Annotated in this window: 17 protein-coding genes; 3 read left to right on the top strand and 14 right to left on the bottom strand. The window is 45.9% G+C overall.

Annotated features, from left to right (window positions below):
- Position 1: 1 nt before the first annotated feature.
- The 14 genes from H6750_11255 to rpmH all read right to left on the bottom strand — a co-directional run bounded on the left by H6750_11255 (position 2) and on the right by rpmH (position 12,922).
- The gene (locus H6750_11255) at positions 2-1,522 is read right to left on the bottom strand and encodes a F0F1 ATP synthase subunit alpha (GenBank protein ID MCB9774886.1); all 1,521 of its coding nucleotides are present in this window, start codon (positions 1,520-1,522) and stop codon (positions 2-4) included.
- A gap of 3 nt (positions 1,523-1,525) precedes the next feature.
- The gene (atpH, locus tag H6750_11250; GenBank protein MCB9774885.1) at positions 1,526-2,065 is read right to left on the bottom strand and encodes an ATP synthase F1 subunit delta; all 540 of its coding nucleotides are present in this window, start codon (positions 2,063-2,065) and stop codon (positions 1,526-1,528) included.
- A 132-nt stretch (positions 2,066-2,197) separates the two neighbouring features.
- Positions 2,198-3,349 (bottom strand): tRNA 2-thiouridine(34) synthase MnmA, encoded by a 1,152-nt coding sequence (mnmA, locus tag H6750_11245; protein MCB9774884.1) that lies wholly within the window; start codon positions 3,347-3,349, stop codon positions 2,198-2,200.
- Positions 3,349-3,825, bottom strand: coding sequence for a polymer-forming cytoskeletal protein (locus H6750_11240; protein MCB9774883.1), 477 nt, complete (start codon positions 3,823-3,825; stop codon positions 3,349-3,351). Before H6750_11240 ends, mnmA begins: the two co-directional genes overlap by 1 nt.
- A 101-nt stretch (positions 3,826-3,926) precedes the next feature.
- Entirely contained in the window at positions 3,927-4,427 is a 501-nt protein-coding gene (locus tag H6750_11235) for a polymer-forming cytoskeletal protein (protein MCB9774882.1), read from the bottom strand.
- A gap of 156 nt (positions 4,428-4,583) precedes the next feature.
- Positions 4,584-5,441, bottom strand: a complete 858-nt coding sequence (locus H6750_11230; protein ID MCB9774881.1) for a ParB/RepB/Spo0J family partition protein — start codon at positions 5,439-5,441, stop codon at positions 4,584-4,586.
- A complete protein-coding gene (locus H6750_11225) occupies positions 5,419-6,186 on the bottom strand; it encodes a ParA family protein (GenBank protein ID MCB9774880.1) in 768 nt (255 codons plus the stop codon). Before H6750_11225 ends, H6750_11230 begins: the two co-directional genes overlap by 23 nt.
- 57 nt (positions 6,187-6,243) lie before the next feature.
- Complete coding sequence (gene rsmG, locus H6750_11220) at positions 6,244-6,903, bottom strand: 16S rRNA (guanine(527)-N(7))-methyltransferase RsmG (protein MCB9774879.1); 660 nt, start codon at positions 6,901-6,903, stop codon at positions 6,244-6,246.
- 118 nt (positions 6,904-7,021) lie between these two features.
- Positions 7,022-8,884 carry a tRNA uridine-5-carboxymethylaminomethyl(34) synthesis enzyme MnmG gene (mnmG, locus tag H6750_11215; protein MCB9774878.1) on the bottom strand — a complete coding sequence of 621 codons (1,863 nt, stop codon included), beginning with the start codon at positions 8,882-8,884 and terminating at the stop codon, positions 7,022-7,024.
- Between the two features lie 46 nt (positions 8,885-8,930).
- Entirely contained in the window at positions 8,931-10,355 is a 1,425-nt protein-coding gene (gene mnmE, locus H6750_11210; GenBank protein MCB9774877.1) for a tRNA uridine-5-carboxymethylaminomethyl(34) synthesis GTPase MnmE, read from the bottom strand.
- Between the two features lie 49 nt (positions 10,356-10,404).
- Positions 10,405-12,147, bottom strand: coding sequence for a membrane protein insertase YidC (gene yidC / locus H6750_11205; protein ID MCB9774876.1), 1,743 nt, complete (start codon positions 12,145-12,147; stop codon positions 10,405-10,407).
- A 70-nt stretch (positions 12,148-12,217) separates the two neighbouring features.
- Entirely contained in the window at positions 12,218-12,430 is a 213-nt protein-coding gene (gene yidD / locus H6750_11200) for a membrane protein insertion efficiency factor YidD (GenBank protein MCB9774875.1), read from the bottom strand.
- Between the two features lie 6 nt (positions 12,431-12,436).
- Positions 12,437-12,727, bottom strand: coding sequence for a ribonuclease P protein component (rnpA, locus tag H6750_11195; GenBank protein ID MCB9774874.1), 291 nt, complete (start codon positions 12,725-12,727; stop codon positions 12,437-12,439).
- A gap of 48 nt (positions 12,728-12,775) precedes the next feature.
- Positions 12,776-12,922: a 50S ribosomal protein L34 gene (gene rpmH, locus H6750_11190; GenBank protein MCB9774873.1), complete on the bottom strand. Its 147-nt coding sequence runs from the start codon at positions 12,920-12,922 to the stop codon at positions 12,776-12,778.
- 188 nt (positions 12,923-13,110) lie between these two features.
- Here rpmH and H6750_11185 point away from each other — a divergent pair, with 188 nt between their 5' ends.
- The 3 genes from H6750_11185 (at position 13,111) to H6750_11175 (ending at position 15,151) form a co-directional block, all read left to right on the top strand.
- Positions 13,111-14,361: a histidine--tRNA ligase gene (locus tag H6750_11185; protein MCB9774872.1), complete on the top strand. Its 1,251-nt coding sequence runs from the start codon at positions 13,111-13,113 to the stop codon at positions 14,359-14,361.
- Between the two features lie 170 nt (positions 14,362-14,531).
- Positions 14,532-14,876, top strand: coding sequence for a DsrE family protein (locus H6750_11180; protein MCB9774871.1), 345 nt, complete (start codon positions 14,532-14,534; stop codon positions 14,874-14,876).
- An 11-nt stretch (positions 14,877-14,887) separates the two neighbouring features.
- Positions 14,888-15,151 carry a hypothetical protein gene (locus H6750_11175; GenBank protein ID MCB9774870.1) on the top strand — a complete coding sequence of 88 codons (264 nt, stop codon included), beginning with the start codon at positions 14,888-14,890 and terminating at the stop codon, positions 15,149-15,151.
- Positions 15,152-15,214: the final 63 nt, after the last annotated feature.

The following is a 15,214-nucleotide window of genomic DNA, read 5'->3' as shown; positions in this document are numbered from 1 at the left end:
TTTACACGGCTTGATCGTAGCCTTTGGACTGTTTAAATTCGGAAATAATGCTTTTTAATTTACCCCCAAATTCCTCATCAATCTTCTTTTTGGTTACGACCTCTTCCCGCATATTGGGGTGTTTCTCTTTAATATAGGCTAACAGGCCTTGCTCAAACTCCCGAATTTTATTCACGGGAACATTATCAAGAAACCCGTTCACCCCGGCATAAATCGACAACACCTGATCGGCCACAGCCAGGGGCTTATATTGCTCCTGTTTCAACAGTTCCACCATGCGCGCACCCCTAGCCAATTGAGCCTGCGTGGCTTTATCCAATTCACTGCCAAATTGCGCGAAGGCAGCCATTTCCCGATACTGCGCCAAATCGAGCCGGAGAGTTCCAGCCACCTGCTTCATCGTTTTAATTTGGGCAGCCCCTCCAACCCGGGAAACTGATAACCCCACGTTAATCGCCGGCCGAATACCGGAATAGAACAGGTCAGCTGCCAGATAGATCTGTCCATCAGTAATAGAAATCACATTGGTGGGAATATAGGCGGAGACGTCACCTGCCTGCGTTTCGATAATCGGCAATGCCGTCAAACTCCCAGCGCCTTTTTCATCACTCATCTTCGCAGCCCGCTCCAATAATCGGGAATGTAAAAAGAACACATCGCCCGGATAGGCTTCACGTCCTGGGGGACGTCGAAGAAGCAGAGAAAGCTGGCGGTAGGCGGTGGCATGTTTGGACAAATCGTCATACACGATAAGCGCATGTTTCCCATTGTCACGGAAATATTCGGCCATGGTCACACCGGCATACGGTGCAAAAAATTGCAGCGACGCTGAATCGCTGGCGGTGGCGGACACCACAGTGGTGTACTCCATGGCTCCATGATCTTCCAAGGTTTTTACCACTCGAGCTACCGTCGATCGTTTTTGTCCAATGGCCACGTAAAAACAAAACACACCCAGGCCTTTTTGATTGATAATGGTGTCAACCGCAATAGCGGTTTTTCCGGTCTGACGGTCTCCAATAATTAACTCTCGTTGGCCTCGACCCACCGGAATCATGGCATCAATGGCCTTGAGCCCCGTTTGAAGAGGTTCTCCCACCGATTGCCGATCAACCACGCCTGGTGCCCGAATTTCGATAAGACGTGTCTCCGTGGTATTGATGGGACCCTTCCCATCAATAGGCTTCCCGATGGCATCGACAACACGACCAACCAGTGCCTCCCCAACCGGGACCTCGGCAATTCGTCCGGTACGTTTCACCGGATCTCCTTCACGGATACCCACATCTTCGCCCAGGAGCACCGCTCCGACACTATCTTCTTCAAGGTTCAAAGCCACTCCGTACACTCCACCAGGAAATTCCAACAACTCTCCTGCCATCGCCCCCTCTAAACCATAAACTTTGGCGATATTGTCACCCACCTGGATGACGTAGCCCATTTCTTTGACATCAACCCGTTGCTCGAATCCCTTGATTTTTTCCTTAATGATGGAGCTGATTTCTTCTGCTTTGATCTGCATGGATTATCCCTTCGTCAACTGATCATGCATACCGGCTAGTCGACCCGACACCGTATTATCAAATACCCGGCTGCCAATTTTTATTCTCAATCCCGCAATAAGATGGGGATCTACCTCAAAGGCCACTTCGACTCCATGGTGCAGCGTCTGAGACAAGTCGTGCTTGATCTTTTCTTTCTCGGCCGTTTGTAATGGTTTGGCCGAGCCAACCCAGACTTGCTGAACTCCCTGTTGTTGATCGGCTAATTCCGCAAATGCCTCTGAAATTTCAGGGAGCAACATGGCTCGATTCTTTTTCAACAGTTGAGTGAGGAAATCCCGCATGACCGGAGGGGCTTTCATCCTTTGACTCAATTCATTCAGGACAGCCTGTTTTTCCTCAAAATTAAAGACTGGTGAAGCGAGGACATGCTTCAAGGCGGGGGTTTCCTCCAAGCCTTGCTGCAAGGCGCTTAAGGCACTTCGTGCGGGTTCAATACCCGACTTATCGAGCAGTTGGAAAAGCGCCGATGCATACCGGCGCCCAATGGTGCTTTTATTCACAGTTTACAGAGATTCCAGGCAGCCACGTGTTGAACGGAATTGGGCGTGTGTTAAGCGGGTGAAACTAGCATGAGTGATGCAGCCTGTCAACCGGAAAGAGCGTATGTAAAGGGATTTTTTTCTGATTCCCAATTATTCTTGGGTACGTGCAGCTGGGTTGGTTTCTTCGCACATCTGCATAATTTTCTTTGGGGTTGGACCTTGAATGATTCCACCTCCCAAGACCCGATCTCCAAGGTAAAAAACCGCTGACTGGCCTGGGCTCAAAGCCCGAACAGGCGCATCAAACCTTATTGTGATCGAAGTGGAATCTGACCATCGGTAAGCAGCTGGGACTGGTGGGGAACTATACCGAAATTTCACCTCAATTTTACTTGCATGCTCCAATGACTCTGGAGAGAAGATATTCAAGTCTGAAACCAGGCATTCACTGGAATCTAAATCTTCGGCCGGACCCAGGACTACCATATTCATGTCGGGAAGGACTCGCTGCACATACAAACGGCTTCCTCCGGCAACACCCAATCCTTTTCGTTGGCCTGGCGTATAAAAAGCCACGCCTTGATGCTGGCCAAGCTCCTTACCCGTTTCATCCACAAATGTTCCGGGACTTGAAGCCTGAGGTGCATGCTGCTTGAGGAATTGTCGGTAATCACCCTGCGTCACAAAGCAAATTTCCTGGCTTTCCTTAAGTTCGTCCACCGGCAGACCCATGGCCTCCGCTTCCCTCCAGACGTCAGGTTTTTCCATGTCTCCTAAAGGAAATATCATTTTTGAGAGCCACCTGGGCGGTATTCGATAGAGAAAATATGATTGGTCCTTTTTGGCATCCTTCCCACGAACCAGAAAAGGGGTCCCTCCTTGATCGTGTTTGATGTTGGCATAGTGGCCGGTCGCAATATAATCAGCTCTAAGTTCATCGGCCACCTGGAAGAGACCTCCAAATTTTACGCGTTCATTACACCGAACGCAGGGATTAGGCGTGGTTCCCTGGAGATACCCTCCAATGAAATCCTCAATGACTCCCTTTTGAAAACGTTCACGGGTATCGATGACCCTGTGAGAGATCCCTAATAATTCTGACACATGTCTGGCCATTCCCACCTTACAGCATCCCCGCTCCTGCCAACGCTTGGAAACGGAAGTGTCATCTTCTTCCTCCCAGACTTTCAATGTGACCCCGATAACTTCGTACCCCTGTTCCTTCAATAATTTGGCAGCCACGGAGCTATCCACACCGCCGCTCATTCCTAAGACAACCCTTTTGGATTCAGAGAAAGACATTAGCGACTCAACGGCTCAGTTTCTAATTTTTTTTCTAATTTTTGCTCAACCTTAGGAATCGTTTTGCCTTGTCCATTGGAGAGGATTTTATTATCCATAGGCGCTTCTAACTTTGGAGCCGAACCCATATCACATTCCCCTTGAAAGTATACGCCTTCTTCCATGGCAAAAATGGGGGTATGGACATCACCAATGAGAACCGCCGGCTTTAGGAGTTGAATTTTTGATTTTGCGGTAATCACACCCTCAATCCGGCCACTGTTCACAATGGTTCCACCTGTAATGGTCCCTTTGATCACGGCACTTTCACCAATGATGAGGGTATCATCAATCGTGATTTCCCCCTCAAAGTTGCCATCCACCCGTACTGTGCCCTCAAATTGAGCTTTGCCCTTAAAATCAACACCTTTTCCCAAAAATGTATAAAATTCCTGCCCAAATCCTAATTCCTTTTTCTTTTCTTTTTCACCCCACATACATCGTTCCTCCTCTCATCCAGTAAAGAGCCCTCAAGTTGCACGCTAGGATCTCCATGTCCAGCTGGGAGCTAGCCGCCTATTTTTTGCAGAAGATTGCTTTATTTCACCTTCACGGCTTCTTCTACCGAAATCACAAGTTTGGCTTCTTTGCCTTTTCGCTCAATTTTTTGGGGCATATTGCAGGTCCCATTAAACACCACTCCCTCATCTATCGAAAGAAGGGGGGAGGTAATTGTCCCTTCAAAGACAGCCGGGGTTAATAATTTAACGCGGTGCTTGGCTTCGACATCCCCCGTTAATTGTCCCTGACACATAATGGTTCCTGCATGAATCTTGGCAGCGATGACCGCTTTTTGCCCAATAATTAAATTGCCGTCGGTATATATTTCACCCTCCAGGCGGCCATCCACTCGAACTGTGCCCTGATACCGAATGGTTCCCTTAAAGGTCACCTCTTCCCCAACAAAGGCGATAATATCCCCTGATTCCTGCTGACTGGCTGAGGGCACCGGACTATCCACCACAGTTGACTCCTTCTCCTGACCTTGACTCATTTCTGCCCTATCCTGAGTATTTTCTTCGTTTTTTTTGAAAAACATGAGCCTCTCCCTCCTCGATAACTGTGTGCTCCAATTCCTTCTTGCCTGACTCGATACGCGGTAATATTAGCTCGACCATTTGCCATCATCATGATCCTCTGACATCTTAAAGGAGAGCCCATTCGCTCTGAAGCCATTCGTTAGATTATTCAAATTCTATTCCATAACCAATGAAGCAATCCGATCAAGTTCATCATCGGAAAAATAATGGATGACGACTTGCCCTCCCCTGACCCCCGCCTTTACCTGGACCTTAGTGCCCAAGCGTTTTCGAAATTGTTCTTCCAGGTTTCGAAATCTATTGGGTTCCTCTTTTTTTGATTTAGAGCCTTTACCTTTTCTCTGCAGGGTAATCATCTGCTCAATTTGGCGAACAGAGAGTTGCTCGGAAACAATTTTCCGTGCAAGCTGGATTTGTGCTGCTGGAGTTGGCAGGCCCGCTAACACCTTCGCATGACCTAAACTGATCAACCCCGCCTCAATATACTCTTGGACATCCTTTGGCAGCGTGAGCAGCCTTACAATATTCGCGATGGATGAACGATCCTTACCCACTGAGCGTGAAACCAAATCCTGAGTTAAGCCGAATTCCCCCATTAACCGGGAATAGGCCTTGGCTTCCTCAATAGGATTGAGATTTTCACGTTGAATATTTTCAACCAACGCAATCGCCAAGGCCTTTTCATCGTTGGAATTCCTCACCAGGACAGGAATGGTCTGCAGCCCGGCAATTTTTGCCGCTCGAAACCGGCGTTCCCCGGCAATGAGTTCGAACATACCATCGCCTTTTCTCCTGACGACAATAGGCTGCAGGACGCCATGCTCTTTGACAGATTGCGCTAACTCATCTAATTCTGCTTCCAAAAATGTCGTTCTGGGCTGATAGCGGTTCGGGAGAATCTGATCCAGTGCAATCATGGAGACCGCCTGACCATCCTGCTCCACTTTCCAGACAAGAGTCTTTTTTTCCGGAAGTAGGGCCTGCAGTCCTTTACCTAACGCTTTCTTTTCCATTCCTCAAAATCTCCTTGGCGAGGTCAAGATATGCCTTGGCTCCACTAGACGCGGCATTATAGGATAAAACCGCCTTCCCATGACTGGGCGCTTCAGCCAACGCCACATTCCTTGGGATAACAGTCTGAAAGACTTTCTCCGCAAAAAATCCCCGAATTTCCTCTTGCACCTGGCGCGAAAGATTAATTCTTGAATCATACATCGTCAACACAATGCCTTGAATGGCCAGCTGCGGATTAAATGACTCCCGAATCCTTTCGACATTTCCCAACAAACGACCCAATCCTTCCATGGCATAATACTCACATTGCACGGGTATGATCAGGGCAGAGGCTGCAACAAGAGCATTGATTGTCAAGAGCCCGAAGGCTGGCGGACAATCAATAATAATAAAATCGAAGCCCACAACTCCTTCCAACACATTTTTCAGAATAGTTTGATGGTCCTGGATATTGGACAATTCGATTTCAGCCCCAACCAAATCTCCCTTTGAGGCCACCACACTAAATCCGTTTATATTAGTAGGTAAAATTACGCTTTCAACCAAGCGCCTATCCATTAAACATTCATAAATGGTTGCGCCCTGAGGTTCAATTGACAATCCGCTAGTCGCATTGGCCTGGGGATCCAAATCAATTAATAAAACAGATTTTCCAGATATAGCCAAAGCCGCGCCAAGATTGATAGACGTCGTGGTTTTTCCAACTCCTCCCTTCTGATTGGCAATAGCAATGGTCTGTTTCAACATAATCCAATAAACAACATTAGCAATTGTTCTACGTGGAACATGGAAATACCCTGACTATGATTCAAATTTCAAAACAGATAAGACGCGGCTTCCATACCCAAACGGTAAATCATAGGATAATTCTTCAAACACTACCATCCCATTGGGCCTGGAATGATTGTCAATATTTTTTGATCGAAATACAACTAGTTTTCCATTTTTTTTCAAAATTCGGTCAAGATGCGGAATGATGTGGTCTACGTTAACCCCTTTGCAAATGGCGACATCACATTTTTCCTCGTACACCGCCATACAATCAACGTCTTCCAAACGACGCTGTACAACCGAAACATTTACTAATTCAAGCTTCCCAATAATATTATGAAGGAAAGCAGTCTTATTGGACCTTGGTTCCAGTAATACAACATCAAGAGCAGGTAACGCCAACTTAAGTGGTATGCCAGGGAATCCCCCACCAGTCCCAATGTCAACAATCCTGGCATCTTGATCATTGCGAAGCGCCATATGTCCCGCCAATGAATCGACGAACAACAAAACGGTCCGCTCGTGTTCTGTGCGAAGACCGGTCAGATTAATTGAACGGTCCCAACGACGCAATTCATCAAAATACAGACCAAATTTACAAAGTATTTCCTCGGAGAAGGAAAGCCCAAGCTTTTGAGCCCCCTGCATGAAATGATCTAGAAAATTAAAAGATTGATCGCTTTGTTCCACGTGGAACATCTCATCTTTCATGAACCATAAAATAAGGAAAATCCATTGGTCTTTGTAAGTTGGAATAGCTGAAGAAGTTAAGCCAAAGCTTGGCCGAAGTGAAGATAAGGCAATAGAACTAGCTGGCCTTTTTATGTTTTTCTACAGCAACAAGGAGGAGTGAAATGGCGGCAGGAGTCATTCCAGAAATTCGTGAGGCCTGCCCAATTGATGAAGGGCGCACTTTCTTTAGCTTTTCGACAACTTCTCGTGAAAACCCTTTGATATCATCATAGTTAAAGTTATCTGGAACATAACGATGCTCAAGCTTTTTAAATTGTCCAATTAGTTGCTCCTGTCGCTTAATATACCCCTCATACTTGATGGTTATTTCAATGGCCTCGACTACATCAGGATTATCCTCTTTTGTTCCATTTAAAAACTGAGCCAAATGATGATAGGAAACTTCAGGCCTTCGAAGGAGTTGCGCGAGTGACGAATTGGGGGCAAAGTTTTCCATTGGAATCATATCCTCAAGGCCCAACCCGGATGATCTTGGAGCAGTGGAATGAAGTCGCTGAATTTCCCGCTCGATCTTTCCCTTTTTTTCCTGCAAGGCATTAAATGTTCTCTCAGATACAAGCCCGATACGATATCCGTGCTCCGTTAAACGGAGGTCAGCATTATCTTCCCTGAGAAGCAACCGATATTCCGCTCTTGAGGTGAACATTCTATAGGGTTCACGCGCATCTTTTGTAATTAAATCATCAATTAAAACACCTATGTAGGCCTGAGACCTGTCTAAAATAAGGGGACTCTCACCCTTCACCTGAAGAGCAGCGTTAATCCCAGCCATAATGCCTTGTGCGGCAGCTTCCTCATAGCCCGATGTCCCATTAATTTGCCCGGCATGAAAGAGTCCTTTAACAAGTTTCGTTTCCAAGGTTTCATGAAGTTGTCGTGGCGGGAAGTAATCATATTCAATCGCATAGCCGGGTCTAAGAAATACCGCCTGCTCAAGACCAGGTATGGTGCGGACAAAGGCCTGCTGCACGTCCACCGGCAAGCTGGTAGAAATCCCATTTGGGTAAAATGAGCGTGAATCAAGGGTTTCAGGTTCCATGAAAATCTGATGTCTGTTTTTGTCAGAAAACCTGACCACTTTATCTTCAATAGATGGGCAATAGCGAGGCCCCGTTGACTCAATGATTCCACAGTACATAGGAGACCTATCAAGATTTTCCCTTATAATTCGGTGTGTTTCATCATTCGTATAGGTAATATGGCATTGAATTTGTGTGTTGGGAATGTGAGTGGTTCGAATAGAAAATGGTCGAGGGACCGAATCCCCAGGCTGGGGAATCATGACGCTGAAATCAATTGAATCTCTATCTATTCTCGGAGGAGTTCCTGTTTTTAATCGTCCAATTTCAAATCCAAAGTCTCTCATGCAATCCGATAGATTCTCCGCAGATGGCTCACCGGCCCTTCCGCCGGGAAGATGATTCAATCCAATATGCAGAAGACCTTTCAAAAATGTTCCCGAGGTCAGAACAACCGCTTTAGTGAAAATAGTTTCGCCGCGATTGGTCATGACGCCACTGACCGCCCCGCCCTGTGTCAGAATCCGATCAACTGTGCCTTGAATAATTGATAAATTATCCTGTCTGCTTAGTGTCTCCTGCATTCGATGGGCGTAAAGCTGTTTATCACACTGGACCCTGGTGGCACGCACAGCCGGTCCTTTCCTCATATTGAGCACACGGAATTGAATGCCTGACTGGTCGGTGTTCCATCCTATTTCTCCACCGAGAGCATCGATTTCCTTGACGAGATGGCCCTTCCCAATCCCTCCCACAGCGGGATTACATGGCATCGTGGCGATTTTTTTTGAGTCAATGGTCAGCATCACCACCCTGCATCCCATCCTGGCAGCCGCGAGGGCAGCCTCACACCCGGCATGACCTCCTCCAACAACGACAATGTCACATTCTTTACTCATTGGTTGTATTCTGAAATTTTTACCAACAATTTTCTAGGAAAGCCTTTTACTTCCCAATGCAAAATTCTTGAAAAATTTTATCTAAAATTTCCTCATTCGTGATGGCGCCGACGATTTCTCCAAGAGAATTCAATGCCATCCGTAATTCTAATGCAACACATTCGGCTGAAAGCCCATCATCTATGGCCATTAAAGCGTTTTTCAAGGCCTCTCCCGCATTGTGAAGTAACATCTTATGTCTCAGCCGTGAAACGAGCACCGAATCACCGGCCTCATAATGGCCACCAACAGCCAGGCTTTTGATGGCTTTTTTTAACATATCAAGACCTTCACCGCTTAAAGCTGAGACTTCGACATACCTCTTCTCCCCCACAGGACTATTTTCAGAATTTTTTTCAATTTGGCTGACAATATCCTGCAGTTCCTTCTGAGAAAATTTGGCCGGCAAGTCAATTTTATTGAGCACCATCACCGAAGGCTTTTCATAAAATTTTTCAATGAAAAATAGGTCCTTTTCATTAAGTGCTGAACTTCGATCAAATGCCATAATCAACACGTCAGCTTCTTCAATAGCCTGAGCGGCGCGAATCATTCCTTCATTTTCTAATTCATCCGTCGTTTCTCGTAATCCGGCAGTGTCAAAGAGCCGTATCATGACTCCTTCCACCATAATAGCCTCTTCGAGAACATCACGAGTTGTCCCCGGAATATGAGATACAATAGCTCGATTGGTTCCCAGTATGCCATTTAACAAACTGGATTTTCCTACATTGGGTCTTCCGATAATCACGGTGCGAATGCCTTCTCGAATCATTCGGCCTTCTTCGGCGGAATCCAACAATTGCAATATTTCTCGCAAGACCTCCTGTATAGTATATTTGAGCTCGGTTTGTTCAATGAACTGAATTTCATCATCCACAAAATCCATTCCGGCTTCCAGGTGGGCAACAAGTTTCACGAGACGGTCCCGTTGATGTTGGATGACCATAGATAGCCGCCCCTGTAGGTGCTCTTGGGCCATCCTTAAACTCTGAAGAGAATTGGCGCGTATGGTATCTAAAACCCCTTCCGCCTGGGTTAAATCCATCCGCCCGTTCAAAAAACTCCGCTTCGTAAACTCCCCAGGCTCAGCCAACCTAGCGCCAGCCTGCGTTAAGGCTTCGCAAATGCCGTTCACAATGACCGGTCCTCCGTGGGCATGCACTTCAACAACATCTTCTCCGGTATAGGACCGTGGGGCTCGCATCGTCACAACCAGGACCTCATCCAATACCGAGGGAATATCTCTTCCCAGATTTCCTCGAGTTTCCCGAGGGTTCCAAATAAATTGGCCCAGATACAATTGGTAGGGCTTGATCTGTTCAAGAGGTTTACCCGAACGTAATCGAAGAATACTTGAGGCAACAGGAAAGGCGTGAGTGCCACTGACACGAACGATTCCCACTCCCCCTTCGCCCACGGGGGTTGCCACGGCACAGATGGTGTCGTCTAAAGAGCCCATAGCTTAGACAGAGGCAGGATTAGGATTTAGAGGAGGAGCCAGATGAGGATGACGGACGTTTCTTTTTCCCGGATTCCAAAGCAGGTTCGCTCCCCTTGGGAGATTGATCCGTAGACCCACCTCTCGGTTTTTTCAAAATATACCTGTCGGTCACAAACTGCTGTGTCACCGTCAGCACATTATTAGTTACCCAATATAACACTAAACCTGCGGGAAAGGTTACAAATAGAAAAGTCAATCCTACAGGAAGGATCATCATCATTTTCGCCTGAGTGGGATCCATCGTGGTGGGCATGATTTTTTGTTGGACGACCATAGAAATTCCCATCAGTACAGGCAGCACATAATATGGATCTTGGGCAGAAAGGTCTGTAACCCACAGCATAAACGGGGCCTGGCGAAGGTCGATCGTCATATACAGAATATTAAACAGGGCAACAAACACCGGCATCTGCAACACCATGGGAAGGCATCCACCCACTGGATTCACTTTATGTTCTTTATAGAGCTTCATCAGCTCCTGGTTCAGCTTTTCCTTGTTATCTTTAAATTTCTCCTGAAGGGCCAGAACCTTGGGTTGGATGGTTTGCATCCCTTGCATGGACTTGTAACTTTTGTATTGTAAAGGAACAAATAACAACTTAATCCCTAAGGTCAGTAAAATAATGGCCACACCATAATTATGAGTATAGTCATAAATGAACCGTAAAACTGAAAACAGCGGTTTCGCCACGGCTTTCACAATGCTCCAACTGCCATAAATAAACCATCCAAAATCAATGGTATCTTCCAACCCGATCTCGAAAGATTTAAGGACATCGTATTTTTTAGGACCGGCGTACAATTTTGTCTTATGAACTTGTTCCCCAGATCCACCCGGAAATGACATGCCGGCAGAGACAACCATTTCTGTTTCAAGCTTAGAATACAGGCCGTTTGCATTTTCCGGGATAAACACACTCATAAAATATTTATCCTGAAGGGCCAACCACTTGACGGGACCATCGCGTCGCAGAATCGGAGCATCGGCATCAGGAGATAATTTTTCCATTTCATCCCCGACCATCCAGGCAGATCCCAGTAACCCAATGAACCCTTGAGCCCATTCCACCACACCAAAATTGGTACCCAAAAGCACATCAATGTCACTTGAAATCCCCCTGGTGCGAATGATGATATCCACCACATAGGAATCGTAATGAAAGGTGAGCTCCTTTTGGATCCACAGGTCGGATTCAGAAGAGGAATGGGTTAAAAGCACTTTTCCGGTGGGATGCGATTCATCCAATTCGTTAAAATCCTTTTGAACCTGAAAGTTCCCTTGACGAAGACGCTGTGTCTCCGCTTCGTTTCCCTTGATCTGAACCGTGAGTGGCCCGGGAAACTGTCCATTTGGATATACCAATTGAACGGGAATATTCTCCTCTGTCTGAGTGAGATATTTTTTTAACTCCCAGGAGGTGATGACTCCTCCGTGGCCGGAAATATCAGCTCGAAAAAGTGGGGTCTCCACAACCACAACCTCTTCAGTAACCAATGGCTCAGCAGAAGGAATGGAGGAGGATATTAAAGGGGGTTCAGATAAAGAAGAGGAGGGGATAGTTTCAACATCCGACCCTTTTTTCGGCAAATTGGTTGTAAGCTCTTGATCGATGATCGGACTGGTAGAGAAGGGAGAATATCCCAACTCCTTCAGGAGCAGGTCATACCCAAAGATAATCCCTAAGGAAAGAACAAGGAAAAGGACGACGCGCTTTTCCATTTTTCTAACTCGTGAGTCCCATTAAAGCTGATGGTAATTAACAATCAAACGGAGGCAAAATATTCAGTGTTCAGGGAACCGGATCCAGTCCCCCAGGATGGAATGGATGACACTTGAGAATTCGACCAGTCATTAAGACCAAACCCTTCATTGCACCATGTTTATGGATAGCCTCAAAGCCATAATGAGAACATGTCGGTTCAAAACGGCAACAGGTTCCCATGAACGGGGAAATCCCATATTGATAGAATGCAATAATTTTTTTCAAAATTGAGCCAATCATTTGTTATTATAGAATACCGGCTTTTACTAAGGTGTCCTTCCAGATTTCCCCAATCTTCTGATACTTCACCCCCAAAACCATGATTTTTGGGTAAACAATGCAGTGAAAACCACCAGCCATTCCAGCTTGCGATTCTCTGACGAGTTCACGAAAAATCCGTTTCAGCCGATTTCTCGTGACGGCTTTCCCCAGTCGTCGACCGACGACGATTCCTATGCGAGACGGATCATGATTGGGTACACGACTGACCAGGAGGGTAAAAAATGGGTTCCGCACGACAGACCCATTGGCTTTCACTCCATCGTATTCATATTTTTTCTTTAAAAAAAACGGGAAGCCCTCCCCTTACTCATCAGAAACCGTCAAGCGGTACCTGCCCTTCTTTCGTCGACGGGCAAGGACCTTTCTCCCATTCTTAGTGCTCATGCGCTTTCTAAAGCCATGATCTCGTTTTCTCTTTAAATTAGAGGGCTGTCGATACGTCATTGACACGGCATTATTCTCCTTTTAGGCAATTTCTTATGAACACGCCATTTTATGGGGGGAAAGAGCAAGAGTCAAACGAATTTTCTCTCTCCCAAACTGACACACTACCCCATGGATTCGTTGACTGGATTCTGGCTGGAAGATATAGTCGGATTCTCTTTTCCCTATTTTACTTCAACAGAATAAGGCTTACCGTGTTACGCTCCATTAAGGGTCTTAAGGACATTTTGCCTCAACAAACCCCGCAATGGCGGTATATGGAAACATTAGCCCATACCCTTGCCGCCCAATCCGGATTTTCTGAAATACGTATTCCTATTTTCGAATCCACTGAACTCTATGCCAGGAGTATTGGAGGAGAAACCGATATTGTAGAGAAAGAGATGTATACCTTTCCTGATCGAGATGGGAGTTCTCTGACGTTACGTCCTGAGGGTACGGCCGGAGTAGTGCGAGCTGTGTTGGAGCACCATCTTCTGGAATCACCCTCTACACGAAAACTGTATTATCTTGGCCCGATGTTCCGTCATGAACGACCGCAAGCAGGTCGATACCGGCAATTTCACCAATTTGGAGTTGAGGCGTTCGGGACCGAAGATCCCTTTATGGATGTCGAAGTAATTGCCCTGTTATGGAGGTTTTTTTGTTCGCTGGGGCTTAAAGATCTCACTTTGCAAATGAATTCGATTGGCAATACACAAGATCGTGTAAACTATATTCGGGAACTCAAACAGTTCCTTTCTTTTAGGTTAGAAACGATTTGCGGTAACTGCCAGCGTCGGTACATTACGAATCCCCTACGGATTCTCGATTGTAAGGTCCCGATTTGTCAGGAAGCGACAAAGGACGCTCCAACTCTTTTCGACCACCTCTCCCCCGAATCCGCCATTCATTTCCAAAGCGTTCTCGATGGACTCACGTCCATAGAAATCCCATTTTCCTTAAACTACCGTTTGGTAAGAGGCTTGGATTATTACTCCCGCACGACCTTTGAAATTACTTCACCACACTTAGGGGCTCAGAGCACCATTGGGGCTGGAGGCCGCTATGACGGATTGGTCGCCCTACTTCAAGGTCCGTCCACCCCTGCTATCGGATTTGCCGTTGGACTAGAAAGAGTGGCTCTCCTTCTTCCCGAACAAATCGCCTCCCCTAAGATTCCTTTATTTTTTGTAGCCGGATTTGGAAAGAAAGCCAAACCAATAGCTTTTAATCTTCTCAACGAACTCAGAGAGCTCGGCATACGGGCAGACACAGACTATAAAAGTGTCAATTTAAAATCTCTCCTTCGATCCGCGGATAAACTTGGAGCCGGATACGCCATTATTCTCGGGGACGATGAAGCCCGTTCAGAAACGGCCATCATCCGGAACATGACGACCAAAACTCAGGAATCCGTGAACCTAAAAGAAATTTCTCAAAAAATTCAATCCTTAGCCTCATGAAAAGCGCGACAAGATATCTTGGGTTTTTTCTTGACATTTTTCCCACCTGATGTTAGGGTTTTTTTCTTATTTTTCAATAGGAAATGATATTTTTTATTCAAAAATTATCCTCCATAAATTTCATTAATAAGTCCAGCATTTTACGTAATAATCCAAGGTATCAATAAGGGATGCCAAAAAATCTGGTTATCCTTATTCGAGAAGACCCCACCCGTACCCATCGGGCCTCTGAAGCTATGCGAATTGCGTTGGGATTATCTACCGGTCCCAATCCGATAAAGATTATTCTTTTAGAAAATGCCAGGAATTTAATTTCTGATGAGGCCGATGACCTTCCTGATGGCGAAATCCTGGAAAAATATCTCCCGGCTATCAAAAATTTAGAATTGCCGATTGTGGTCCCTATAGGGAGCGGGAAGACCTTTGCCCTTGATCAGGAATTTACCATTCAAGAGTCATCCCCATCTCAGATAGCTTCACTCGTTTCTCATGCTGATCGCGTTTTAACCTTTTAACGGTGCCCCCAATGAGAAACATTTTATATATCTGTACAAAAAACCAGTACGACTGGAATACGTTCCTTCCGGAAATGGATTCTCCTGTTTCGGAAATAGATCCTTCCGTTTTGCTTCTTCAAAATGGACTGGACTTACAGCACTTACCAAGCTCTAAGGTTTTTGTTTTACGCAGTGAAGGAGAAAGTGAAGAAGATTCTACATCATATGAGCCTATTTCCTATCAGGGGTTTTTGGAAAAAATATTTTTGGCGGATTTGGCTTTGGTGATATAACTATCCCTCTTCTTCTTCTTTGTTATAAAAGAAGACTAAGAAATAGTAGGAGTAGTGGTAGTA

This window comes from Nitrospiraceae bacterium (assembly GCA_020632595.1).
In the GTDB taxonomy this organism is placed as follows: Bacteria; Nitrospirota; Nitrospiria; order Nitrospirales; family UBA8639; genus Nitrospira_E.
Note: the sequence above shows the minus strand (reverse complement) of the source record. Positions and strands in the feature narration are given on the sequence as shown.

Excerpts from the sequence above, each read along its gene's own strand:
- yidD (MCB9774875.1), bottom strand. The coding sequence starts at position 12,430 with ATGATTGGCTCAATTTTGAAAAAAATTATTGCATTCTATCAATATGGG.
- mnmG (MCB9774878.1), bottom strand. The coding sequence starts at position 8,884 with ATGAGTAAAGAATGTGACATTGTCGTTGTTGGAGGAGGTCATGCCGGG.
- yidC (MCB9774876.1), bottom strand. The coding sequence starts at position 12,147 with ATGGAAAAGCGCGTCGTCCTTTTCCTTGTTCTTTCCTTAGGGATTATC.
- mnmA (MCB9774884.1), bottom strand. The coding sequence starts at position 3,349 with ATGTCTTTCTCTGAATCCAAAAGGGTTGTCTTAGGAATGAGCGGCGGT.
- H6750_11180 (MCB9774871.1), top strand. The coding sequence starts at position 14,532 with ATGCCAAAAAATCTGGTTATCCTTATTCGAGAAGACCCCACCCGTACC.
- H6750_11255 (MCB9774886.1), bottom strand. The coding sequence starts at position 1,522 with ATGCAGATCAAAGCAGAAGAAATCAGCTCCATCATTAAGGAAAAAATC.
- H6750_11240 (MCB9774883.1), bottom strand. The coding sequence starts at position 3,825 with ATGTGGGGTGAAAAAGAAAAGAAAAAGGAATTAGGATTTGGGCAGGAA.
- H6750_11175 (MCB9774870.1), top strand. The coding sequence starts at position 14,888 with ATGAGAAACATTTTATATATCTGTACAAAAAACCAGTACGACTGGAAT.
- H6750_11235 (MCB9774882.1), bottom strand. The coding sequence starts at position 4,427 with ATGTTTTTCAAAAAAAACGAAGAAAATACTCAGGATAGGGCAGAAATG.
- H6750_11230 (MCB9774881.1), bottom strand. The coding sequence starts at position 5,441 with ATGGAAAAGAAAGCGTTAGGTAAAGGACTGCAGGCCCTACTTCCGGAA.